This window comes from Pseudonocardia sp. Cha107L01 (assembly GCF_052566575.1).
Genome location: NZ_CP199579.1, coordinates 6,889,894 through 6,914,337 on the forward strand (window position 1 = coordinate 6,889,894; position 24,444 = coordinate 6,914,337).

Consider the following 24,444-nt stretch of genomic DNA (forward strand, 5'->3'; position numbering starts at 1 on the left):
TATTAAGGGGCCGCGATCGTGGACCACAACCGCTTCGTCCTGCTCGCACCCGGAGGATTCCGCCCCGGCCGGGTGACCATGCCACCCGCGTTCGCGGTCAAGGCATCCAGTGCCGACACCGCCGGGCGGCTCTCCGTGCTCGAGGTGACGCTGGCCCGGGACATCCCCCGCCACACCCACCATGGGGCGGACGAGTGCGTGTACGTGCTGGACGGGCGCCTCGAGGTCGAGTTCGACGACCGGACCCTGATCGCCGAACCTGGCGCGTTCGTGCTGCTCCCGGCGGGGGTCCCGCACGCGCTGCGCGGCGCCTCCCAGCCGCCGCCACGGGTCCTGCAGATCTCCACCCCCGGCGGGTGGGAGTGCTACTTGGAGGACCTGTTCGAGGCCGGCCTGTCCGTGCTGACCGACGGTGAGCTGGACCCGACCAAGATCAATCCCATCGCCGCACGCCACGGCATCCACTACGACCTACCCGCCGCCAGTGAAGCGGGCACCGCGCACATTCCCCAGGAGCCGGCATGCACACCGCCCACCTCGTCGTGACCGTCGTCGCCGTGCTCGCCACGGGCTTCTCGGGCGTCGCGGCCCTCGCACGCCTGCCGGCGATCGTGCCGGCCATGACCCGGGCCGGGGTGCCGCTGTCCTGGTTGATCTTCCCCATCGGCACTCTCAAGACCGCCGGGTCCGCCGGGATGCTCCTGGGCCTGCTCGGCGTGCCCGGGGTCGGGACCGCCGCGGCCGGCGGGCTCGTCCTCTTCTTCGCCTGCGCGGTCCACACCCACCTGCTGGCCGGTGACCGCTCGCCGCAGTCCGGCCTCGCACTCGGTTTCCTCCTGCTGTCCGCCGCCACGCTGGCGCTGGACATCGGGTGGGTCGCAGTGCCGCTGTGAAGGCCCGCAAGAACAGCCCTCTGTTTCGACATTCGGGCTCGGCCGAGGTGGTGCGTTTCCAGACCGCGAACTCCTGCTGTGATCTCAAGTCGAGCCGAGCAGCGCCAGGGCCTCGATCACCCCGCCGACGGTGACCCCCCGAAGTTCGCCGCCCCGTGGTCGCGAAGGCCCGTTCTGACGTAGAGAAGCCGAGCTCGCGGAGGCGACAGGCGGCCGCGAGGACATCGCGGGCCGGCCAGCCCTCGCTGGGGGTTTGAGTGGTCGTCCGCTTCGGCGGGAGCCAGTTCGGACTTCCCGGATACCAGCCAGCCGGTAGCGGAAATGGCCGTTGGCCGTGACGACACAGCGCGGCGCGGGCGAGAGCCTAAATAGCGGATCGTCGCGTGCCCCGAGGCGGCGATGCAACGTCGCAAACGCATATCAGATCGGATCGGAATTTTGACATGGGCACGATCGGGCACGCGTTGGGCGTGGCCGGGTCGATGACCTGGGAAATCCTGTGGGCGCTGATCCGCGGATTCGCCCTGTCCGCGCGGGGTGGCAGGACTGAGCGGCAGCTCCTGGTCACTGGCGGCTACTGGGCGTGGCCGCGACCCGCACCGGGCGGCCCGGTGGGCTTCGCCCCGGTGAGGAGTGTGAGCGAGGCCTCCCTCGGCGATGGAAGGTTCGTTGCCCGGTGAACGACTATCTCACCGCGCTCGGGCTCGCGGGGACCTCCGGGACATCAGCTGGGAGAAATATGGACGTTGCTACCTGGGCACCGAGCCGCCCGTAACCGGTTCACGATGGAACGGGCCAAATGCGATGCCCCGGTGCCGGCTGCGCACCGGGCGACGAGGTGGGGACGACGCGGTGACGAGATGGACGAGCTGACCACGCTGGCTGTGCAGGCCTCCCGTGGTGAGCCCTCGGTGATGGCTTCGTTCATCAGGGCCACCCAGCCGCAGGTGTACTCGCTGTGCGCCTACCTCGTGGACAAGGACAGCGCCGAGGACCTCGCCCAGGAGACCTACCTGCGGATATTCCGGGCGCTGCCCGACTTCCGGCGGGAGTCCTCGGCGCGGACCTGGCTGCTGTCCATCACCCGGCGGGTATGCATGGACGAACTCCGCCGCCGGATCCGTCGACGCCGCCGGGAGACGTTGGTCCCGGAGTTCAGTGCCGAGTTCGACACTGAGCTTCCGGGGCCTCCGGAGGCGGACGACGACCAGGCCGAGATACGAGAACTGTTGACACAACTACCGGAGGATCGGCGCAGCGCTTTCGTGCTCACCCAGATACTCGGACTGTCCTATGCCGAGGCGGGGGACATCTGTGGGTGCCCGCCCGGGACCATAGGCTCCCGAGTGGCCCGAGCGCGCGCCGATCTGATCCAGGCACTGGAGCGCGGCACCTCGCGGCGCACCGAGATGGAGGCGCGTCCAGATGCGATGGACTAACCGATGGAACAGGCGGGCACCGAACCCGCCGACCGGGCGACTAGCCCAGGACGATGACTGCGCCGCCGCGCGCGCGGCATTGTCCGCCCAGGTGGACGGTGAGACCGAGCCGGCGATGACCGAGACGATCGCCGAGCACCTGGCCGACTGCCCGTACTGCGCGGTGTGGCAGGAATCGGTGCACCGGCTCACCAGAAGAGTCCGGCTGACCTCGGCGCAGGCACTGCCGGATCGCACCCAGCAACTGTTGGCCGCCGTGCTCGCCGATCAGTCGGCCCGCCGACCCGCCCGCCGTGCCTACCGGTTCACCAGGTGGGGATTGGCGGTCGCCGCCGCAGCGCAACTAGTGATCATCATTCCGGCGTTGATCCTCGGTGACGCCGGAGCAGGGGTTCCAGTGCAGGCCTCCCACGAGCTCGGCGCGTTCAACCTGGCGCTGGCGGTGGGCTACCTCGCCGCCGCGCTGCGCCCGGCCCGCGCCCGCGGCACCTTACCCCTGGTCGGGGCCGCCACCGGGCTGCTGGTGGCACTGGCGATCATCGGTAGCGTGCTGGGCCAGACGACCCTGTTCGCCGAGACCCCGCACCTGATCGCGGTGGCAGGTTGGGCGCTCCTCGCCGTGCTGGCCAAGGGCACCCGAGAGGACTCACCTGGCAGGGTCAACAGGTCGAGGCGAGCGACGGTGAGCTGAGAGTCCAGCCGCTCCCGAGCTGCCCCCGGCGAGTCGACGTCGCACGTCAGGCCGAAATTCGACGATCAAGGGCGTCGCGCCACGACCACGCCGGCTCCCGAGTTCTTCTCCCAGTACGAGCACGACACGCGGTCGCAGATTTAGACATCGATGGGCGGCAGACCGGGCAACACTTTGTCGAGGGTGATGGGAAAGTCGCGCACACGCATCCCGGTGGCGTTGAACACGGCGTTCGCGACCGCCGCGCCGGCCCCGCAGATGCCCACCTCAGCGAGGCCCTTCACGCCGAGGACGTTGGCTTTGTCGTCGAATCCGTCGAGCGCGACCGCGTCGACCTTGGGGATGTCGGCATGGACGGGGACCAAGTACTGCGCGAGGTCCCGGTTGATGAACTCCCCCGTCCGCGTGTCGACCACCGCCTCCTCGTGCAAAGCCGCACTCACACCCCAGATCATGCCGCCGATCAGCTGCGAACGTGCCGTCTTGGCGTTCAGGACCCGGCCCACGGAAAACACGCCGAGCATCCGACGAAGCCGTATCTCAGCTGTGTCGGTGTCGACGCCTACCTCGGCAAAATGAGCCCCGTAGGTGTGGATCGAGTACGCGCTGTAGTTCGGATCATCGGCCATGGAGACGATCTCGCCCTCCGTTACGAGACTGTCGGGGAAGTGGCCCTCGATGATCTCGCTGAGCGGTTGCGACGCGTCACCGATGCTTACGCTGCCGCCGGAGAACACCGCGCCCGCGGGATCCGGATTGAGGCCGTGCAGCGGAGAGTTCGTATCATTGCACGCCGCAACCAGCAGCTCCGCGCGCATCTCAACGCATGCGCGGTGCAATGCGGTGGCCGAATTGGCCGCACCCCACGAGCCGCCGGAACCACTGCTGACCGGGAATTCGGAGCGCCCCAGCTCGACCCGCACCCGCTCGGGCGGCAGCCCGAGCCCATCAGCCGCGACCTGGGTGAGGATCGTGTAGGTCCCCGTGCCGATGTCGGTCATATCCGATTCGACGACCGCGGCCCCGCCCGGTTCAATCCGGACGCTCAGCTTCGTCGGTGCCTGGAAGTGCTGGCGGATGCCACCCGCCATGCCGTAGCCGACCAGCCATTGCCCCTTCCGCAGGGTTGCCGGCTCGGCGGGGCGGCGTTCCCAGCCGAACCGGCGCGCCCCCTCCCGCAGGCACTCGACCAAATGCCGATCGCTGTAGGGCACGCCTCGCTCGGGATCGAGCGCGGGCTCGTTCCGGATCCGCAGTTCGACCGGATCCATCTCGAGCGCATGCGCGAGCTCGTCCATCGCCGACTCGACCGCTAGTAGCCCTGGCGCCTCACCCGGCGCGCGGACATCTTCCCCGCGCGGCAGATCGAGCGGCGTCAGCCGGTGGCGCGTCAGCCGGTGGGGCGCGGCGTAGAGGCTGCGCGTGGTGGCGGCGGTCTGCTCGGTGTACTCCGACTCTCGGCTTGTGTGCAGGTTCACCTCGTGGGCGATCGCGACCAGGCGACCGTCCCGCTCGGCGCCGAGACGAATCCGCTGGCTCGACGTGGGGCGCATGCCGACGAGGTGGAAGACCTGCTGCCGGGTCTGTGCGACCTTGACTGGCCGGTTCACCGCGTGCGCGGCAAACGCCGCCAGGATCGTTTCCGAATGGATGCCCAGCTTAGAGCCGAATCCCCCGCCGACGTATGGGGTGGCGATGTGGATCCGCTGTGCACCGATCCGCAGCGTGTTGGCGATCGCGGCGCGGGCCGAAGCGACGGTCTGGCAGCTGAGGTAAACCGTCAGGTCCTCGCCATGCCAGACCGCCACGGCAGCCTGCGGCTCCATCGGCTGGGAGAACTCATACGGCGTCGTGTAGCGCTCGTCGACCCTGACCGCGGAGGTCTCGAACGCGGAGTCAAAATTGCCCACCTCGGTATCGGTGGGCCATCGGCCTTTCACCGTCTCAGGGGCGTACGCGTATTCCTGGCTCGCGGTGAAGTCATAGCGCCCCGGCTCGGCCGCGTAGTCGACGTCGACCAGATGCGCCGCCGCCTGTGCCTGCTCGAAAGTCTCGGCCACCACAAGCGCTACCGGCTCACCGTAATGGTGAACGTCTGGGCCGCTCAGTACCGGGTAGGCGCGCGCGTACGGGATGGGAATCGACGCGTCGGGGGTGCCTTGCGCGGGCGTGTTGTGGTGGGTCATCACCAGGCGCACCCCGGGCGATCGCTCGGCGCGGGTGGTGTCGATCCGGGTGATGCGCCCTGTGCCGATCGTCGCACTGACGATGGCCCCGTACAGCGGCTGATCGGCGACCCACTGCTCATAGGCATACCTCGCGCGACCAGACACCTTCGACGGTCCATCGACGCGGTTCAGACCCTGCCCGATCACCGTGACCATCACGGCCTCCTCAGCTGACCTGGACCGCTCGCGCCAACGTGCGGCAGAGCGTGCGCTTGGCCAACTCGATTTTGAAGTCGTTGTGACCTTGCCCCACGGCGTCCCGCATCGCCGCCTCGGCGGCGGTGCGATACGTGGCCATCGTGGCGGGACGACCGGTCAACGCGGCCTCCGCGTCAGCCGATCGCCACGGCTTGTGCGCCACGCCGCCGAACGCCACCCGAGCGCTGCTGATCGTTTCTCCGTCCGTCGCGACGATCGCCGCCACGGACACCAGCGCGAACTCAAACGATGCCCGGTCGCGCACCTTGCGGTAGACCTGCCCGCCCGGCGGCGCCGGCGGCAGCATCACGCTCGTGATCATCTCGCCTGGCCGTAGATCGGTCTCGATGTGCGGCGTATCGCCCGGCAGGCGATGGAAGTCGGCGATGGCGACGCGGCGCGTGGAGTGGTCGGAGTCGAGCAGCTCGATCTGGGCCTCCAGCGCCGTCATCGCGACGGCCATGTCCGAGGGATGGGTGGCGATGCAGGCCTCGCTGGCGCCGAGGATCGCGTGTATCCGGTTGTAGCCGCCGATCGCCGCGCAGCCAGAGCCGGGATCTCGCTTGTTGCAGCCAGCGGCCGAGTAGTAGAAGTACGGGCAGCGGGTGCGTTGCAGCAGGTTGCCGCCGACGGAGGCCATGTTGCGCAACTGGCCAGACGCGCCGGACACAAGCGCCTGCGTCAACACCGGGTAGCGGGTGCGCACCCGAGGATCGGCGGCGGCGGCGGAGTTCGTCGCCTGGGCGCCGAGCCGCAACCCGCCGTCGGGCAGCTCCTCGATGTCCGCCAAGGGCAGCCGGCTGATGTCGACCAGATGGCTCGGCTGCTCGATCTCGAGCTTCATCAGATCGAGCAGGTTGGTGCCGCCGCTGATGAACTTCGCGCCGGGCCGGGACATCGCGGCGAGCGCCCCTTGCGCGTCCGTGGCTCGCTCGTAGGTGAATGTCCTCATCCCGGGCCTCCCGCAGCGACGTCCCGGATGGCCGCAATGATGTTCGGGTAGGCGGCACACCGACAGATGTTCCCGCTCATCCGTTCCCGAATCTCCGCTTCGGACAACGCGGGATGCGGGGACGCCACATCAGCGGTGGCGTGGCTGGGCCAACCTGCCTTCGCTTCGGCGAGCATGCCGACCGCCGAACAGATCTGGCCAGGGGTGCAATAGCCGCACTGGAAGCCGTCGCGCTCGACGAAGGCGGCTTGCAAGGGGTGAAGGGCGCCCGGCGCTCCCAGACCTTCGATCGTCACGATCTCGTCGTCCTCGTGCATGACCGCTAGCGTCAGGCAGGAGTTGATTCTCCGGCCGTTGATCAGCACCGTGCAGGCGCCGCACTGCCCGTGATCGCACCCCTTCTTGGTCCCGCTCAGGCGCAGATGCTCGCGCAGCGCGTCGAGCAGCGAGGTACGCGGATCCATCTCGAAGCGCCGCGCACGACCATTGACGCTCAGCGTGATCGCCGAGAGTTGGAGTACCTCCTGCTGGCTCCGCTCGACCTCGGTCGAGGTACCGCCGGCCAGGCCGGATGACGCCGCCCACATAGCGCCCGTATCCAACTCGCTCATCACAGTCCTCCTTCTCACAACAGCCGCCGCCTCCCCGACCTGAGCGCGCGACCCGCTCGCGGTAGCTCTCCTCGCTGCGACCGGCGAGGCTCGCCGAACAGCCACAGCCAGCACAAGATCGCATTGAGCCGCAAGAACATGACATCGAGAGCGCCGATCCCGCGGTGGCAGGACGTAGGTGGCCAACACGAAGGTGCGGGCGAGGACGCTCCAGACCCGGCCCCCATGGCCTGTCGCCAGGGTCGTCGCTGGGCGCGGGCCAGGCCAGGTCTCGCCGGGTCGAACCCGGGCGCGCGACCCTGCCCTGCCGGATGCAGGCGCGCCCGGCCGCGTCTGCGAGCCTCCGCACCTGCACCTGCACCTGCACTTGCACCTGACGCTCCGGCGTCCGGGATTCCCGGTCGATGCCATCTACTCGGGGAAGTCGCAGAGCGTTACCGCTACCGCGATGGCGCAGGGCGAAGCCGATGAGTTGGCAGCGGCGCTCCGTACGCACGCACGCTGCGAGCCTCTTGTGCGCGACGAGGCCACCCTCGTGGAGGCCCAGGCCGGTCTGGACCTGCTCGCGGTCCGGTTGGTGCGCTCAAGGTCGCGGACCCGGCGCCGCCCATCCAGTCGGTCTTTTCAAGATCGGCGAGTTGGATGCTGAGGTCGACCTTCTGGACATTTCCGCGTTCAGCCGCCCCGAGAGCCGACAAGGTACGCGACCTAAACGATCACCAGCGTCGCGTCGCGCTGCGGCAGGCCGTCGAGGCAGGCGGTGAACCGAGCGTCGTCCGATTTACGGCCCGGAGGAAACCCCCGGAGCGGGCCCCGTCCGATCGCTCGACCTCGAGATCGGTGCCTCGCCTCCGGATCGCCGGGTCCTCGGCCTTGCCGTATGCCTCACGCAGCGCCGGGAGGAGCTCGTGCCCGGCGAACTCCAGGAACTCCGGCTGGGTGTCCCCGCCCACGTTCGCGTTCCTCACGGTCATGACCCCTGTTCGGTGTGCGTGATGCCGGACGCGGTGCCGACGTGGGTGCCCGTCCGACGGGTGATGCCGGCCCGTTCGCGGTAGCCGTCGACGTAGGACAGCAGCGCCGGGCCGCGCGGGCGTCGTCCCGGCTGGATGTCGCAGGTAGCGACCTTGCTCTCCTGGATGAGCACGTTCGGGTCGAGCGTGATCCCGAGCAGGTCGTTGAACACGTCGCCGCGGACCAGCCCGGAGGACCCCCAGTGCCAGGGCATCCAGATCTGGTGCACGATCCGGTCGGCCACCCGCAGCGGGGCCAGCCGGTCGGTGACCATCACGCGGGCCTCGACGGCGGTCCGGCTCGTGACGATGTGCGCCCAGCCCAGGTGCGTCAGCCCGCGCTCGGTGGCGAGCTCGGGGGAGACCTCGACGGTGAGCTCCGGCTGTAGCTCCGACAGGTAGGGCAGCGTCCGGCTCATGCCGCCGGCGGTGTGGTGCTCGGTGAGCCGGGATGCGGTGAGCACGTAGGGGAAGACGTCGGTGTGCGGCTCCGGCGGGGACGGGTTGGACGGGTTGTCGGGCCGGCCGTAGACGATCCGCGTCGGGTTGCCCTGCTGTGGGTAGAGCAGGTTGGGCACCGGCGACTCGTGCGGCTCGTAGTGCGTGGGCAGCGGGCCGTCGACCAGCCCGCGCGGAGCGAACAGCCAGCCCTTGCCGTCGGCCTGCATGATGAACGCGTCGTCGCCGCGCAGGGCCGGTACCCCGAACGCGCCGGGGGGCGGCCGGTACGACGGGGGCTTGCGCCGCTCGAAGTCGGGCACGTCGAACCCGGTCCACTCGCTGCGCTCGGCGTCCCACCAGACGAGCTTCTTGCGGTCGCTCCACGGCCGGCCCCACGGGTCGGCCGAGGCCCGGTTGTAGAGGATGCGCCGGTTCATCGGCCAGGCCCAGCCCCACTCGGGTGCGTGGAACTGCTGTTCTTGACCTGATGTGCGCCGTGCTGCCTGGTTGACGCCGTCGGCGTAGACCCCACTGTAGATCCAGCAGCCGCACGAGGTGCTGCCGTCCGCCTTCAGCTGCAGGTAGTCCTCGACCTGCCGGCCGGTTGTGAGGTCCTGGCCGCTGATCCGGCGCAGCACATCCGCCGCCGACGGTTCGGGCCATTCGCCGTCGCCGTCCACCTCGTAGTCCCAGGCGAGGTCGAGCAGCCCCCGGTCGCGCGGGTCGGACGACCCGACCAATCGCCCCTTGAGCAGCCGGCCCAGGTGGTAGTAGAACCACAGGTCTGAGCGCTGGTCACCCTTCGGCTCCACTGCCTTGTCGCGCCACTGCAGCAGCCGCTGAGTGTTGGTGAACGTGCCGTCTTTCTCGGTGTGCGCGGCGGCCGGGAAGAAGAACACCTCAGTGCGACACCGCTGGGTGACGATCTCACCGGTCTCGACCTCCGGCGCGTCCTTCCAGAACGTCGCGCTCTCGATCATGGTTAGGTCGCGGACGACCAGCCAGTCCAGCTCGGCCATCGCCAGCCGCTGCAGCCGGCCGTGCGCCGACCCGACCGCCGGGTTCTGTCCGACCAGGAAGTAGCCGAACACCTTCCCGTCGATCATGTCCAGTGCGGTGCGGTACGTCCCGTGGTCGCCGTTGATGCGCGGCAGATGGTCGAAGCAGAACCCGTTCTCCGGCGTCGCGGCGGCGCCGAAGTACTCCTTGAGCAGCGACACCATGTAGGTGTCGGCGTTGCACCAGAACCCCTTCTGGCGGTCCCCGCACATTTCCTTGAGGTAGCTTGCGAGGTCCGGATGCGCTTGGGCGGACGGCATCGGCAGGTAGCCCGGCAGCAGGTTGAATAGCGTCGGGATGTCGGTGGAGCCCTGGATGCTGGCGTGCCCGCGCAGGGCCAGGATCCCGCCGCCGGGGCGGCCGATGTTCCCCAGCAGCAGCTGGATTATCGAGCCGGCGCGGATGTACTGGACTCCGACGCTGTGCTGCGTCCAGCCCAGGCTGTAGACCAGCGCGGCCGTGCGCTCGCGCCCGGAGTTCGCCGTCCACACCCGGCAGACCTCCAGGAACTGCTCGCGCGGGGTCCCGCAGATCTGCTCGACCATCTCCGGGGTGTAGCGGCCGTAGTGCCGTTTGAGGATCTGGTAGACACAGCGCGGGTGCCGCAGCGTCGGGTCCGACGCGAGGTCCCCGGCTACGCCTTCGAGCTTCGGGCCGCCGGAGCCGAGCCGGTCGCCGGTCGCCTGCTCCTTAGGTCGCACCCGCTCGGTGCACGTGATGGGCGCGGTCGGGTCCGCGCCCTCGTAGTGCCAGGTGGTCGGGTCGTAGGTCGCGGTCTGCGAGTCGTATCCGCTGAACAGCCCGCCAAGGTCCTCGGTGTCCTCAAAGTCCTCGCGGATCAGCACGGGCGCATTGGTGTAGGCGAGCACGTACTCCCGGAAGTCCAGCTCGTTGGTCAGAATGTAGTTGATCACCCCGCCGAGGAAGGCGATGTCGGTGCCGGCGCGTAGCGGCACATGGGCGGTGGCGACCGCGCTAGTGCGCGTGAACCGAGGGTCGATGTGGAAGACCGGTGTACCCCGCGTCTTGGCCTCCATCGCCCACTGGAAGCCGACGGGGTGGGCCTCGGCCATGTTCGAGCCCATGATCACGATGCAGTCGGAGTGGATCAGGTCCTGCTGGTAGACAGTGGCGCCGCCGCGACCGAAGGAGGCTCCCAGACCGGGAACCGTGGCGGAGTGTCAAATACGGGCCTGGTTCTCGATCTGCAGCGCCCCGATCGCCGTGAACAACTTCTTGATCAGGTAGTTCTCCTCATTGTCCAAGGTGGCGCCGCCCAGGCTGGCGATGCCCATGGTCCGGTGCAGCCGGTTGCCCTGATCATCGCGCTCCTGCCAGCCCCTGTTCCGGGCGTCGAGGACCCGGTCGGCGACCATCTCCATGGCCGTGCCCAGATCGAGCTCGCTCCATTCGGTGGCGTACGGCGCCCGGTAGCGGACCTTCTGCTCCCGGTGGGACCCGGTGACCAGCTGCTTGCTCGCCGATCCTTTCGGGCACAGCCGGCCGCGCGAGATGGGGGAATCCGGATTGCCCTCAATCTGAATGACATTCTCGTCCTTGACCCACACCTGCTGGGCGCAGCCAACGGCGCAGTACGGGCAGACCGAGCCGACCTCCCGGTCGGCCTCGACGATCCGAGGCTGCTGGGTCGCCGACCGGGGCGACTCGGCCGCTGCGCCCCGGCCCAGCGAATCAGGGCCGCTGAGCTGGCGGTAGACGGGCCAGGACTCGAGCCACCTGCGTACGCCCATCGGCTGCCCCTGTACAGAAATCGACTCGCGGGCACCCCTGGCACCCGGCCCCGCTGGTCACCCTCCCGAGATCGTCTCCAAGTCAAGGTCAGCGAGGCCACCAGCGTCCTCGCGTGGCGGGGACCCGGGCCTGGCCCTGTCGGTGCGAACTTGGCCGGCCGAACCAGGCTTGCCGGACGCAGGCACGTTCCGACGATCCCTGCCAGCGTTCTGACGCAAGCCGCGCCCTTGCAGTCCTCGGTGACCGAACGAGACGATGGCTGGCAGCAGGGGTGGGTCTACCAGGGCTCGGGTGAGGTCGCGGTCGAGTCCATTGACAGTGGACTCGACCGCCGCACTCATCCCGGCGCCGCATGCAGCACCTCAGCGACCTGGCCAGCCACCGAACTGCGCGGGGCACGACCAGTCACCCTAGAGATCTGGCCATAGACCTGCGCAGGTAACACCCGCGTCAGGCCGGCCGGCTCAATGCTGGTCGTAGTGGCTCTGGTGCACGGCGTGCCGCTGCTGGTCATGCAAGTAATCGACATGGTCGCCGTGTGGCACCGAGGTGTGTCCGCAGCCGTGCCCGTGCTGGTGCTGGTGTTCGTGACTGTCGACCGGCGTGTGCTCGGAGACCTCGCACTCGGCCCACACACCCTCCTGCTCACGGTGCACATGGCCGTCGTGGGCGTAGTCGACGTGGTCACCGTGCTGGAACGAAACGTGTCCGCAGCCGTCTCCGTGCTCGTGGCCGTGGTCGGTGTGGGTCTGCTGAGCGGTAGTCATCGGCTGCTCCGAAACGCGGGCGCGTCGCTCGCGTGAATCGGTGGCTCTGGGAGGACGTCAGGACGGGACGCGCCGGGGCCGGGGAAACTCTTGAACGTCGTGGCACCGGGCGACACCGACGTTGTGTTGCTGGACGACACTGATGTTGTGGTCGCGCGGCTGCGCGGCCGGGGCGGATCCACCATAGTTTGGCCCTCCCGTCGTGGCTGTCGCAGCGACGTCGTTCTTCCGGTAGCTCCCCCTGCTCGAGAAGGGTGACCAGGTAGTCGGCGTGTTCCGCGCGAGGGCGAGGAAGTCCTCGAACATCCGCCGGTGGTGTCGTCGCTGTCGTGCTGGCGAGGAGCCGGATCGGGGGCCACCCGCCACGTCGACCCTGGCGGACGCGGGGTGTCGTGGCGCCGTCCCGTGAAGCCGAACGTTCTCGGTACGTCTGGCCCCGCCAGACCGACGTGGCGGACTGGCCGTGGCGGCCGCCGGGACCTTCGTTCGCTACGTCGGGCATTCAGGTCCATGCCCGGGCGTCACCCACCGCGTGAGGTGGGGGTATCGGACGCGCGGGAGGGACGAAGTTTCGCGACTACGCCGTTGCCGCGCAGTCCAGCCGGATAACCTGGAATTGCTCGGGGTGGAACTCCTCGATGCGCAGGTAGTAGCGCTCCCGTGCCGCCGGGCCTAATACTTGTGGATGTGCACGGTAACGTTCATTCCGGGCGCCAAGGCCACTCCGCCGGTGTTGGTGAATTCGCACTTCACTGGGATGTATTGCGTGACCTTCTGCGGGTTGGTCGGGTCGGTGTCGGGCCCGGGGAAGAACGAGAACACCCCCGCTGAGGAGGATTGGACGTTCTCCACGAGCCCGGTGAACGGGACATCTGGGAAGGCATCGACCGAGATGTCGACCTGCTGGCCGACATGGACGTCCCGGATGTCGGTTTCGTCGACTCGCGCGGTGACATAGATGCTGTTTAGGTCGTAGGCGGTAGCCAACTCGGTGCCGGCGGTGACGTACTGGCCGTCGACCGCGTGGTTGACCGCGATGGTTCCGTGGCCCGGCGACCTGATGGCCCGCTGCGGTTGTGCTCCGCTGCCCTGGAGCTGGATACGGCCCACGATCTGGTGCTGGGTCACCAGCGAGCCCTGGCTGACCGTCCATCGAGTCAGGGTCCCGGTGATGGGTGCGTTGATGTCGACCTTGTCCCCATCCACCTGCGCGTTGTCCGTCGACACGTAGTGACTGGTGTTGACAAAGTAGTTGCCAGCGAACGCGCCGGCCTCAAGTAGGGTCACAATGGCAATCACTGTCAAGCCGATCCGGGTGGTGCGGGTGAACCGCTTCCTCCCCGACGGTCGCCGAGGAATTGGTGTTGACGGCTGGGCGCCGCTGAGCTCCGCCCCATCGCCGTCCCACCTTTCGGACGCGCCGGGGTAGGACTTGGGTCCGCTGCCGGATGCGGCGTCTGGGTCTTTCAACTACCGGCCTCCTCTTCTGCGTACGTTGGCGAAGCCCTCGCGGTCTGGCCAGGGGCATCTGCCTCTGTGCGGTTGGTCGGGTCAGCCGAGCTCTCCGCTGGTTCCGTGTCACCGCGCGGCACCTTGCCGGAGCGCAGGAACAATGCCAGCACCACTCCGGCAAGGGTGGACACCCCGGCGACAAGGAACACATTGCTGTAGGCCTCTGCCTGGACCTCGACCCGAAGTTGCTGCCAGAGCGGTATCAGTCCGGCCGGCCCGCTTTTCTCCATCGCGAGGATCCGCGGGTTGGCGTCGGCCCCGCTGGATTGCAGCAACGCGGAGCGATCGGCCATGAACTGGGCCTGTTGGGCAGTGGCAAGCGCGGTGAGCACGGCCAGGCCCAACGCGGAGCTGACTCGCTGGGTCACGGTGTTGAACGCGCTGCCGTAGTTGACCATATTGGCTGGCAGGGCGGAGATCCCGCCGGTCATGATCGGCATCATGCCGAGGCCCAGACCGGCGGCGCGGATCATCATCCACTCGATCAGTTCCGAGCGAGTCATGTCGATGTTGATGCGGGTGAGTAGTAAAGTGCCGATTCCGGCCAGCAGCAATCCGATGATCGCGGGCCATCGCGGGCCGATCCTGTCGTAGATTCTTCCCGCGGTGGGCATCATCACCGCCATTACCAGTGCCTGTGGCAACAGGGTCAGGCCGGTATTCATTGGCGTCAACTGCTGACCCTCCTGCAGAAACAGCGGCACATAGAACAGCACCGCGAAGAGCCCGATGGACATGATGCTGATGAGCAGCAGTGAGTTGACGAACGGCCAGTAGGTGAACACCCGCACATCGAGCAGTGGCTCGTCGACCTGCAGTTCGAGCACGACGAACAGCGCGAGCAGGTTGATACCGCCGGCCAGCAGGATCAGTACACGATATCCGGTCCAACCCCAATTCTGGCCTTCAGAAAGAGCCAGCAGCAACGCGAAGAGGCCTGTTGCGACACACACGAAACCGGGGAGATCGAAGTGCCGACCGCGAAGACCGGGAAAGTTCGGCAAAACAACCATGGCGGCCAGAGCTCCGATCACCCCGATCGGCACGTTGATATAGAAGATTAGCCGCCAGTTCACGTACTCGACGAGATAACCACCCAACGTCGGGCCGACGGCTGGCGCGACCACGATACCCAGGCCATATAGGCCCATGGCGGCGCCGAGATTCTCTCTGGGCACCATACGGTAGAGGATCGTCAGACAGGTCACCGGAATCACGCCGCCCGGCACTGCCTGCAGGATTCGGAAGACGATCATACTGTTGAGATCCCAAGCCATACCGCACAGCGCGGAGAACCCGGAGAACCCGACGAGCGAGATGAGGTACAGCCGCTTGAGCCCAAGCCGCTCCCCCAGCCAGGCACTGGTGGGCACGACCGCGCCCAGACACAGCGTGTAGGCGGTGCTGATCCACTGGATTTGGTCAGTACTGGAACCGAATTCCTTCTGAATCGTCGGTATCGCCACATTGACAATGCTGGTGTCCAGAATCGACATGAACATCCCAATGACCACGACCGCAAGCGGCAGTCCCCAGTTCCTGGTCTGTGCCGTGGCGGCCTCGGGTCGTGGGGGGTCGGGCTCGGGCGGAGAGGGCGGTCTCCCGCCGGTCGTCACCGGAGGCTGGGGAACAGTCGACGCCGCCGAACCGTGCGTCGGTGAGCCCGACGGCACGTTCCGTGCCGGCACGGTCGGCGCCGCACCCTCGCCCCGACCACCTGAGCTCACGGCCACGCTCCTTCCTCGAGCCCCCCACATCGCTACGTTGCCCGGCGGCGTGGAACCGCGCCTCCGCCCACCCGGTCCAACAGCGCCCCTGGGCTTTCGCCGACGGGGTCAACTGTGGTCCCGACCCGGTCGACATGGTCATTCCCCAACAGCGGGGGCAGCCCTGGACGATCTCGACGCGCTGCGGGCCTCGACCCCACGGGGCCCATCGGGCCGCCGGCTTTCACCTCCCAGAGTCCAGCCGGCCCGGTGCGCCCAGGGGCATAGTCGGTGATCCTTGAGAGGCGGCGCCGGGCTCCATGGGTCAGCGGCCTCGCGCATACACCACCTGGGACAAGATCCTCGCCAAGGAGTTCGCTCAATGGACGAGCTGCCGGCCCGTGGACCAGCACATTGGTGCAAGCTTTGATCAAGGTGGCGGTGAGTGCATACGCGATGCCGGTCGCTGCACCGAGCATCGTCGCGGCAGCGCCCCGACCGCTACGCCGGGCGGTGAGCGCAAGCGACCCGACCACGACCACCGCCAGCAGACCAGCGGCCACCGCCGGTCCTGTATCGGCGGCCTCGTGACTGGCCGAGACACCGCCAGTGCCGGTAATCAGAAATCCGGCCAACCCTGTGACCAGCGCCGCCGACCAACCCAACTCGACGACCCTGATCGACTCCCTGAGCAACCAATGTTCAGTGGCAGTGCGAACAACACACCGCAGACCAGCAGAGGTTGCACAACCGATTGCGCGCTGGTGTGTAGCGCCAACGCGTGCAGGGCGAACCCGACCGTGCTGCACGCCATACCGGCCGGCCACCACGGGTGACGCAGGGTTGCCCGCACAAACCGGCGAGTTGTCGGGGCGCCAGCCCCTGAGCATCCGGCACCTGCCCGGCGCGGCGATGCTCCAGAAGGGCCGCTACCGCGAACATCCCCGCGGCGCACAACGCCAACGGGTAGGTCAGGGAGTTAGCCGACGCGGACAACTTGACCCGATGCAGGGAGGCCGGGGAGGACTACAGAACCAGCGTGCACGAATCTACCCAACGACGTTCACTCATATCAGGATCCCGGCGACCAGGACCGCGAAAGTAAAGAGCAACGCGACAGCGTCGCTGCGCCCCGGCCGACGGTCGGCCTGAGCAATGTTACCGAGGCCGCCGCGGGCGGTGATCGCCTCGCCCATCTCGGCGGACCGCCTGGCCGCTGTGGCACAGCACAACACGATTCCACGGATTATCTGATCTCGCCGTGTGCGCCACCGTCCACCTCGGAGACCCGGCTCCACATCGGCACGTTGCGCGGTCATTTTCAGGACAGTGCGACATTCCTCTTGCAGGATCGGCAGCAATCTCAGCCCGAGACTTATTGTCGCGGTCCATTCGAGGACCGGCAACCGGGTCTTGCGTCCGACATCGGCGACGCGCTGTAACAGCGGCGGAATATCGGTCAGTGCGGTTGTCCAGATGAAGAGCAGCGCGCCGATCAAGGACAATGCGGTGATCCCGGAGAATAGCCCCCAGTGGATGAGCCCACCCATCCCCACCGTGAGGCCGAGAATCGAGATGTAGGGTCCCCCGCCACCGATCGTCACCAACGCGACACTCACGAGGATCGCCAGGACGAACCACCGTGGGATGCGTGGCACAACCGACCGGGGCACACGCGCAACCATGGCCCATGACCCCAGTGAAACAGTGGCGGCAAGCAAGGTCGACCAGGTGGGGTCCGCGCCCAGAACGACGGTCACCGAGCCGAGCACAGCAATCTTCGTGCCGACCCATAGGCGGTGCGCGGGAGAGGACCAGGGAAGCGTTCGTGGTCGTACGACGGCTGCGGCTGACGGCCGAGTTCGACGGGGTAGCGCGGCTGACGACGTCTCCGGCTTGGGCCCGGCGGGAGGAGGCGCGGCCGCCCCGACTGCTAGGCGAGCCCGGCTTGCGTGGCGAAGCTTGCCGCCCTCGACCATTACGGCGTCGTCGACCAGTCCGTCGAGGCCAGCGGTGTCATGGGAGGTCATCACCAGCGTGGTGCCGGTTTCGCGCGCTGTCTTGAGCGCTCGCAGCAAAGCGATCCGTCCGAGCTGGTCGAGCCCGGCAAGCGGCTCGTCGAGGACCAGCAGACGAGGCCGACAAGCGAGGAGCCCCGCGAGCGCGACGCGCCGTTGTTCTCCCACACTGAGCTCTTCAACGCCTCGGTCGCGATACAGCCTCGGGGAGAGGCCCAGCGAGGCCAACGCCTCGTCCGCGGCGTCACGGCCCACCGCGGCGGCGTCCCGCACGTCCTCTCCCACGGTTGCGCGCAGGAGTTGGAGCCGAGGATGCTGCAACGCGAGCAGCGCCCCGGCGCGGCCGTTGCGCACCGGCCATCCATCGAGCAGAACTTGTCCCTCGGTCGGTGCGCTGAGCCCGGCCAGGACCGAGGCGAGTGTCGACTTACCTGACCCGTTCGCGCCGGTGACCAGCAGGCCGCCTCCCGCTGGAATCTCGACGTTCACGTCCCGGAGGACGCGATGTTCCCACGGAGTCCCCATGGCGTGCGCGAATCCGAGTCCCCGCACGTCAACCGCACCGTGCGGCACTTCCGCGCTTTGTCCCACCAGCCCGATCGCCAGCGGTATTGGCTCCGCTGGACCACTTCGTTCCGCTGCTGCTTCACCGAGAAGAACCGTTCGGTCGCCGAGCTCGATCTCCGCGACCTGATGAGTGATGTGGACGACGGCTTTGCCTTCGCGATGGGCGAGCGAGCGCAGCAACCTCAGCAGCACCGCGCGCCCGTCCGGATCGAGCATCGCCGTGGTCTCGTCGCTGATGACGATCGCCGGGTCGCGGGCCAACAGCGAGGCGACCGCCAGGCGCTGCAACTCCCCACCGGACAGGGTGGCGGTCTCCCGACAGGCCATGCCAGTGAGCCCGACCCGCCCCAACAGACTCTCGACATCGAGCGGTCCACCTGGCGGCATGCCCCAGAACAGATCGTCGACTACCCGCACCCCCAGAACCTGACTTTCCGGGCGCTGGAAGACCATGGCCGTTCCACCGGGAGCGCCGAGCCCGGCCCCACCAGGGCGAACAATGCACCCCGAGTCAAGCCGACCGCCGGCGATCAGACGGCCGAGAGTCGACTTACCCGCCCCATTACGGCCGGTGACAGTCACAAACTCGCCGCGATCAAGGCAGAAGTCCAGCTGAGACAATGCAGGACGAGTCGAACCCGGGTAGCGCACGCTGACCTGGGTGAGCCGTAATGGCAGCGGAGCGATTCGGGTACCCGGCGGATCGACGCACAACAAGGTCTGGGTGCCCGGAGGTACCAGCCGCGCCACCAAGCGCAACGGAGCGCCGAACAACAGACGAGCACAACCGGTCAGGAACGCGACACCGACAACCACGACGACCGGTAACCAGACCCACCAACAGGCCACGATCCAGGCCACCGAGATGTCGCCGGCATGCAGCAGCACTGGTAGCAATGGCAACCGCACGCCCTCGACGATGCGGGCTACGCCCCGCCAGGAATTGACCAGCTGAGTGAAGGCAAGCTGCCTGTAGCTGGCGAACAACCACATACCGGCAACGGCGACCGAAGCCGCGGGCACGCCGAGCGCGACTGACCCCGTGATCACCGTTCGACTCAACGACCAGGCTCGCCGGTGCGCGATACCCACCACCGACCCGAGAGCGGCCGCGACGAACACGGTGTTCGCGACCACCGGACCGGCAAGCAAGAACCCGACGACGCATCCGCTGATACCCGCGGCCACGCACGTACGAAAGCGCAGTCGATTCCCAAGTACGGCAAAAGGAAAGGCCGCCAAGACGGTTGACAGACCCCCCAGCGGCACGAACCTCAGCACCACACACACTACGGCCGCAAGATCAGCCATCGCGGCCGCGAGACAAACCTCGACGGCCCCGAGCGCGGATCTGTGATCCTGACCCGCGGAGTGGCCAGAATCAGACACCCCCGAGCCGGTATCCGTGATCAACCGCAGCTCCCGACCTGTACGTACATGAAGCCGACCGGTCCGCCGCTGTCACCGAACCACTCGATATTGGCACCACGGGCCTCGGCCAGGACGCCAGCGGCCAAGCCCGGACCGCCAATCACCGGGCGACGCGGAAACGAGGGCAGCCACAGCACCCCGCCGAGGCTACCGTCGAGCGAGCTCCGGCCTCGGGCATTCTGTCGCGCACTGAGACAAGCCACAGATCGACGCGTGTCAACCAAGATCAGATCCACCGTTGTTCAGACAGTCCCGAGATCTGGATCTGGGTTCGCATCTTCGTAGGTCCGACCATGCGACAGGGCTTGGGCCAGCCACTGGTCGGGTTCGCATTGGTCAAGGTGCGTGATGTGGTCTGTGAGCGCGGCGACCACCGGGTCACGGGTGGTCACGATTGTCGTGCGTTGGGTGGTAAGCAGACACAGAGTTCCGAGGAGGTCATTACGCTCATGTTGGTCAAGTCCGGCGGTCGGCTCGTCGAGGAGCAAGATCCCCGGGTCACCCAGTAACGCCCTGGCAAGGGCAATGCGTCGCACCTGCTCGGTGGGCAGTGAGGGCCGGTTGGCGCCGATGCGGGTCGAGTATGCCTCGGGGAGCGCGGCGATGAATCCATGAGCACCAGCGGCTTGGGCCGCGGCCTCTATCTGGGCCGGCGTGGCGTCTCGTTGCCCGGCCTGGATGTTCTGGGCTATGGATCCGTGGAGCAACCGGGGGTCTTGGGGCACGAGGGCCACCCGGGCTCGTAGTTCGGCGGGCCCAAACTCCCGTAGCGCACGGCCGCCAAGTCGGATGGTCCCGCTGCTCGGCTCAGTTACTCGCGTGAGCAGGCTGAGCAGGGTGGATTTGCCGGACCCGGGTGGTCCGATCACCGCAAGACTGCCCCTGACCGGTACCCGCAGGTTCACCTCGGGAATGGTGTCGAGCGACTGGCCCGGGTAGCGGTAGCGGACCTCGTCGAGCTCGAGGTCGGTGCCTGCGCCCAGCCCCGGCAGCTCCGGATTCGGGCTGTGACCTGGCGCGGCGCGTGGTGGTGACGCGATGGGGAGGTGTGGTGGGTTGGTCGTGGGGTGTTGGTGCAGTCGGAACAGATGGGCGTAGGCGGGGATGGACTCCAGCAGTTCGGGATGACTGCCCGTGCCGATGAGGTGACCGTGGTCGAGGAACAGGATTGTGTCGGCGTCGGTCACGGTGACCAGGTTGTGCGAGATGATGATGGTGGTCCGCCCGGCCATGAGGCGTCGCAGCGGCGCCAGCACGCGTCGAGCCGAATCGGCGTCGAGGCCGGTAGTAGGTTCGTCGAGCAGCAGGATCGGCGCGTCACGGATCATCGCGCGGGCGATCGCTACGCGCTGGCGTTGTCCCCCCGACAGCATCCGTCCGCGTTGCCCGATTCGGGTGTCGTAACCCTCGGGCAGGGCGAGGATGAACCCGTGGGCATCGGCTTCCTGCGCGGCGGCGACGATCGCAGCGCCGCTGGCCTCAGGTCTGCCCCAGAGGATGTTGTCGCGGATGGTGCCGTCGAACACCAGCGTTTCCTGCAGGACGGTGGCGACGTTGCGGTAGAGATCGCCCAGGGCCAGCTCGCGCACATCGACTCCGTCGAGGGTGACAGCGCCGGTGTCCGGATCGTAGAAGCGCAGCAACAGCTTGGCTAGCGTAGATTTCCCGGCACCACTCGCACCGACAACGGCGATCTTGGTCCCAGGAGCGGCGGTGAAGTCGATGCCGGCCAGCGCTGGAGTCGCGGTACCGGGATAAGTGAAACTGACGTTGTCAAAGTGCACAGTTCCCTGCGCGTTGCGCAGCGGGCGCGGCGTGACGGGGTCGGTGACCGCGGGCTTCTCATCAAGCAGTTCGATGACCCGCTCCGCACTAGCGCTCGCGGCGTACAGGGAGTTCGTCAGCCGCCCGAGGCCCTGGATGGGACTGTAGAGCCGGGTAAGGTACGCGACGAAGGCCAACAACCCGCCGATGGTAATGCGCTGATTGGTCAGCTCCCATACCGCCAGCCCGATCACGAGCAGTACACCGAAGACCTCGAGAAGATCGGTCAACGGGCGAAACAGGGCTTGCAGCCGAGTAGCGAGCATCTGGGCGCGGAACGCGGCCAGGTTCTGCTCATGAAAGCGTTCGCCTTCCTGCTTCGCGCGGTCATAGGCGCGGACGAGCGCGCTGTTGGCGAAGCTTTCCTCCGCCACTGAGGTCAGGGCCCCCGCTCGGCGGCGTTTCTCCCGGGAGGCGTCTTTGATCCGACGCGAGAAGAATCGGGCTGCCAGCAGGAATCCTGGCGCCGCGAGCAAGGCGACCCCGGCCAGGCGCCAGTCGAGGTAGAACAGCGCCCCGGTGAACAGGACCATCTGCAGCAAGTAGGTCACTGTCTGGGCGACGCCGGAGAGAACCAGGTCCTCGATGGCGCCGATGTCACCGGTCAGCCGCGACAGCACGTCCCCCAGCGCGCGGTGCTCGAAGAAACCCGACGACAACTGATGCAGGTGGGCGAACAGTCTGGACCGAAGATCGAGTACGAACCGCTCCCCAACCCAGGTGGACAGGTACTGGTCACTGAACGACACCAAACCCTGGATCACCGCCAGACCCACATACGAACCGGCGATCACCGGGAAGAGATGCAGCTCGCGCGGGACTACGACCTGGTCGATCAGGATCTTGAACAGCCACAGCTCGGCCGTACTGAGTACCGGAGCAACACCGACGAGCAGCAGACCAATAAGAAATCGGCCTCGAAATGTTCTGGTATCTGGCCAGAATCGCGTGAAAATCGCACGGACACCTACCCGGGCAGAAGCCTTGACCAACTCCCCCGCTCCGGGTCGCGCCAAAGATCGCGGTTGGTCAACTATCCCTGCCACCTCACTCACAGATTTGGTGGTGGCCCCATCTCATCGACAGGACCACCACCTATATCGAACCGACCTACCGGTGGGAGTCGGAATTAGTGGTCACAGCGATGGCCGTGGTCGTCGCCATGGTCGCGATCGCGCTCGTCGTCGTGCCGGTGGCGACGCCAGTCGTTGTCGTGATCGTCGCGCCAGTCGCCGCGCCGGCTTAATCCCCAGCGGTTCTCGCTCATCAATCCTCATCCTTCGCTTCTCGGATCAAGAGACGCCGTCTGGCATCCCTCACCGGGAATATCGACTGAAGACAGTGCGAAGTAACTGCTAATTCGAGCAACCACACAGATGGAGCAACAGAAAAGTTCGACGTGTAACTTTGATGTGAATAGGATTTCAAAGTCAGGGAGTTCGACGCACATTCTCAGAGTTATGCCATGCGGCTCTTAGGTAATTCATAGAGTCCGGTAGGAAGCTGGGTGCGGCGTGTGCGCGTGACGCGCTCAGTCCCGGACTACTCGGTCGCTCGAAGCCGATCAATTGATCAAAGGAACGCGAGGCCGCGCGCGGAAGCGGCGGTTCGGTCAGGTTGTGGGATCGGATTGGGCATGCAGCGACGGGGCGAAGGACAGCCCGACGATGAGGCCTTCCGGAGAGAGGATGCGGGCGACCGTTTGGCCCCAGGGTTCGGTGCGGGGCGGGTGCAGCAGGGCGTAGCCCTGGGTCTGGAGTTCCTGAGCCGCGTCGGTGACCGGGTCGGCGTTGGCCACTTCGAACTCGATGCTGGCCTGCGGAATTGGGACGTCGTGTGGCCAGTCGGGGGATCCGTAGCAGGCTTGCGCGGCCTGGGACAGCGGCCAGACACCGAAGTGTTCGCAGCCGGGGACGTGCTCGCTGGCAAAGTAGTCCTCGTCGAGCTGCTCGAGCGGCAACCCCAGCGTGTCGAGGTAAAGCTTCCTACTCGCCGGTGGGTCCGCCGCGATGACGGCGACACTGGTGATGAACTGCACCTGCAGGTCCTTACCCTCCCGGGCGATCGCGGACTGTGATGCCCACTAGCGATTGCATGGCGCCCAGGATCGCCGGCGGCATAGAACTCACCGAGATCCGCCTCTCCCTCGGCACCGGGCTCGTGGTCCTGGACGACCATCACCTCGACCGGATCGGTCAACCCCAGCCGCAGCGTGCTCGGCACCCAGGCGCTGCCAGATCCGCCGGGCGGTATGGCGCTCATCGAGACCGGCACGCAGTCCTGCCGACTCGCTCACGCCCGGGCCCGGTTGGATGCCATCGGGATTGCCATGGGCGCCGAAGGCAGTGGGGTCACCCAACACCTCGACGCGCCTGTCATGGACACGAAGCAGGAGACCAGGTCGGCCTCCGACGGCCGGGCCGGGCGGCCAGCAGCGTGTCCAGGCCGCTGAGGTTCGCCGCGACGGCGGTGACCACGCGGGAGAGCAGCGGGCAGAACGGATCGGCCGGCGGTGACCGCGGTGACTGGCCAGCGCCGGGCCGCGGCTGAGTGGCTGCACTAGTACGCTGTCATACCGAGCGTTGAACAGCGAGCGCTCGGCCGTTAAGCAGCCAGCGGTGGCTCGAAGCTGTTAGGCCAGGACCCCGCCCGACAGTGTCCGTCACTTGCTGATCATCAACATAGTGAGCCTCCACCGGTAGGTCCGCGCATCGCTCCCCGCAGTAGTGGGCATACCAGTGTGCGACGGTCTCGTAACCGCTACCGAGCGAGATGGCTGCCGGACTCGTCGTGGTCTGTAAGACGGGCGACGTACTCTCCCACTGTCGCCCCCTGCCTCGTTTCGCCGCCGGATGTTGGGCTCGGGGAACAGATACAGCCCAGCAGTGCGGAGACTCCGGTGATCACCAATGCGATGGACCCCAATGCCAGCACAAACATTTCATCCCCCACCATCCCAACCCAAGATCCACCAAGCCCATCACCAACATCACAACCAGATCCCTGCCAGCCCCGCCAACGGCCACGAACACCATCACCAGCAACTCTCAAAACCGCCGACAGCGTCAGCTATGGCAGCCGGCCACGACTCATCCGCTGACTTGCCATCACGCCGACAGGTAATCAGTCAGGCCGACAGTCCCCATATGTGCTCCGCAGGAGTCCCGCCCCGCGAGTCCCCATTGCGGGCGCCCCCAACGCCAATCCGACCCACCACTCCCGCCCGGATACTCGCCGAGGGCCGCACGTTCAGCGCCGTTCCAGCCTCTTACGCACCGTTCGGGCCCATTACGAAGGCACGGTTGAGCCCCGTGGCGGACGGTCAGCCCCGTTCTGCCCTCT

At 67.2% G+C, this 24,444-nt stretch carries 16 protein-coding genes; 5 read left to right on the top strand and 11 right to left on the bottom strand.

From position 1 onward, the window contains the following. Positions 1-18 precede the first annotated feature (18 nt). The 4 genes from ACTXG6_RS32420 (at position 19) to ACTXG6_RS32435 (ending at position 3,023) form a co-directional block, all read left to right on the top strand. Entirely contained in the window at positions 19-546 is a 528-nt protein-coding gene (locus ACTXG6_RS32420) for a cupin domain-containing protein (protein ID WP_445183216.1), read from the top strand. Beyond that, entirely contained in the window at positions 522-893 is a 372-nt protein-coding gene (locus tag ACTXG6_RS32425) for a DoxX family protein (protein WP_445183217.1), read from the top strand. The genes ACTXG6_RS32420 and ACTXG6_RS32425 overlap by 25 nt, the downstream gene beginning before the upstream one ends. Before the next feature lie 860 nt (positions 894-1,753). Further along, entirely contained in the window at positions 1,754-2,332 is a 579-nt protein-coding gene (locus ACTXG6_RS32430) for a sigma-70 family RNA polymerase sigma factor (RefSeq protein WP_445183218.1), read from the top strand. Next, entirely contained in the window at positions 2,319-3,023 is a 705-nt protein-coding gene (locus ACTXG6_RS32435; protein WP_445183219.1) for a zf-HC2 domain-containing protein, read from the top strand. Before ACTXG6_RS32430 ends, ACTXG6_RS32435 begins: the two co-directional genes overlap by 14 nt. 140 nt (positions 3,024-3,163) lie before the next feature. On the opposite strand, the gene ACTXG6_RS32440 is transcribed toward ACTXG6_RS32435, so the two are convergent. The 5 genes from ACTXG6_RS32440 to fdh all read right to left on the bottom strand — a co-directional run bounded on the left by ACTXG6_RS32440 (position 3,164) and on the right by fdh (position 11,276). Further along, positions 3,164-5,407, bottom strand: a complete 2,244-nt coding sequence (locus ACTXG6_RS32440; protein ID WP_445183220.1) for a xanthine dehydrogenase family protein molybdopterin-binding subunit — start codon at positions 5,405-5,407, stop codon at positions 3,164-3,166. Between the two features lie 10 nt (positions 5,408-5,417). Next, positions 5,418-6,401, bottom strand: coding sequence for an FAD binding domain-containing protein (locus ACTXG6_RS32445; protein WP_445190150.1), 984 nt, complete (start codon positions 6,399-6,401; stop codon positions 5,418-5,420). Beyond that, on the bottom strand, positions 6,398-7,012 hold the full coding sequence (locus tag ACTXG6_RS32450; RefSeq protein ID WP_445183221.1) for a 2Fe-2S iron-sulfur cluster-binding protein: 615 nt from the start codon (positions 7,010-7,012) through the stop codon (positions 6,398-6,400). The genes ACTXG6_RS32445 and ACTXG6_RS32450 overlap by 4 nt, the downstream gene beginning before the upstream one ends. A gap of 716 nt (positions 7,013-7,728) precedes the next feature. Continuing rightward, positions 7,729-7,986, bottom strand: coding sequence for a hypothetical protein (locus tag ACTXG6_RS32455; protein WP_445183222.1), 258 nt, complete (start codon positions 7,984-7,986; stop codon positions 7,729-7,731). Next, positions 7,983-11,276, bottom strand: a complete 3,294-nt coding sequence (gene fdh / locus ACTXG6_RS32460) for a formate dehydrogenase (protein ID WP_445183223.1) — start codon at positions 11,274-11,276, stop codon at positions 7,983-7,985. The genes ACTXG6_RS32455 and fdh overlap by 4 nt, the downstream gene beginning before the upstream one ends. 498 nt (positions 11,277-11,774) lie before the next feature. On the opposite strand from fdh, the gene ACTXG6_RS32465 reads away from it, so the two are divergent. After that, positions 11,775-12,080 carry a hypothetical protein gene (locus tag ACTXG6_RS32465; RefSeq protein WP_445183224.1) on the top strand — a complete coding sequence of 102 codons (306 nt, stop codon included), beginning with the start codon at positions 11,775-11,777 and terminating at the stop codon, positions 12,078-12,080. 636 nt (positions 12,081-12,716) lie between these two features. Here ACTXG6_RS32465 and ACTXG6_RS32470 read toward each other — a convergent pair. The 6 genes from ACTXG6_RS32470 to ACTXG6_RS32495 form a co-directional block, all read right to left on the bottom strand. Beyond that, a complete protein-coding gene (locus ACTXG6_RS32470) occupies positions 12,717-13,514 on the bottom strand; it encodes an efflux RND transporter periplasmic adaptor subunit (protein WP_445183225.1) in 798 nt (265 codons plus the stop codon). Next, a complete protein-coding gene (locus tag ACTXG6_RS32475) occupies positions 13,511-15,058 on the bottom strand; it encodes an MDR family MFS transporter (protein WP_445183226.1) in 1,548 nt (515 codons plus the stop codon). Before ACTXG6_RS32475 ends, ACTXG6_RS32470 begins: the two co-directional genes overlap by 4 nt. A 1,271-nt stretch (positions 15,059-16,329) precedes the next feature. Next, complete coding sequence (locus ACTXG6_RS32480; RefSeq protein WP_445183227.1) at positions 16,330-19,035, bottom strand: ATP-binding cassette domain-containing protein; 2,706 nt, start codon at positions 19,033-19,035, stop codon at positions 16,330-16,332. 485 nt (positions 19,036-19,520) lie between these two features. Then, positions 19,521-22,094: an ATP-binding cassette domain-containing protein gene (locus ACTXG6_RS32485; RefSeq protein WP_445183228.1), complete on the bottom strand. Its 2,574-nt coding sequence runs from the start codon at positions 22,092-22,094 to the stop codon at positions 19,521-19,523. 137 nt (positions 22,095-22,231) lie between these two features. Next, complete coding sequence (locus ACTXG6_RS32490) at positions 22,232-22,369, bottom strand: hypothetical protein (RefSeq protein ID WP_445183229.1); 138 nt, start codon at positions 22,367-22,369, stop codon at positions 22,232-22,234. A gap of 345 nt (positions 22,370-22,714) precedes the next feature. Continuing rightward, positions 22,715-23,140, bottom strand: coding sequence for a VOC family protein (locus ACTXG6_RS32495; RefSeq protein ID WP_445183230.1), 426 nt, complete (start codon positions 23,138-23,140; stop codon positions 22,715-22,717). Positions 23,141-24,444: the final 1,304 nt, after the last annotated feature.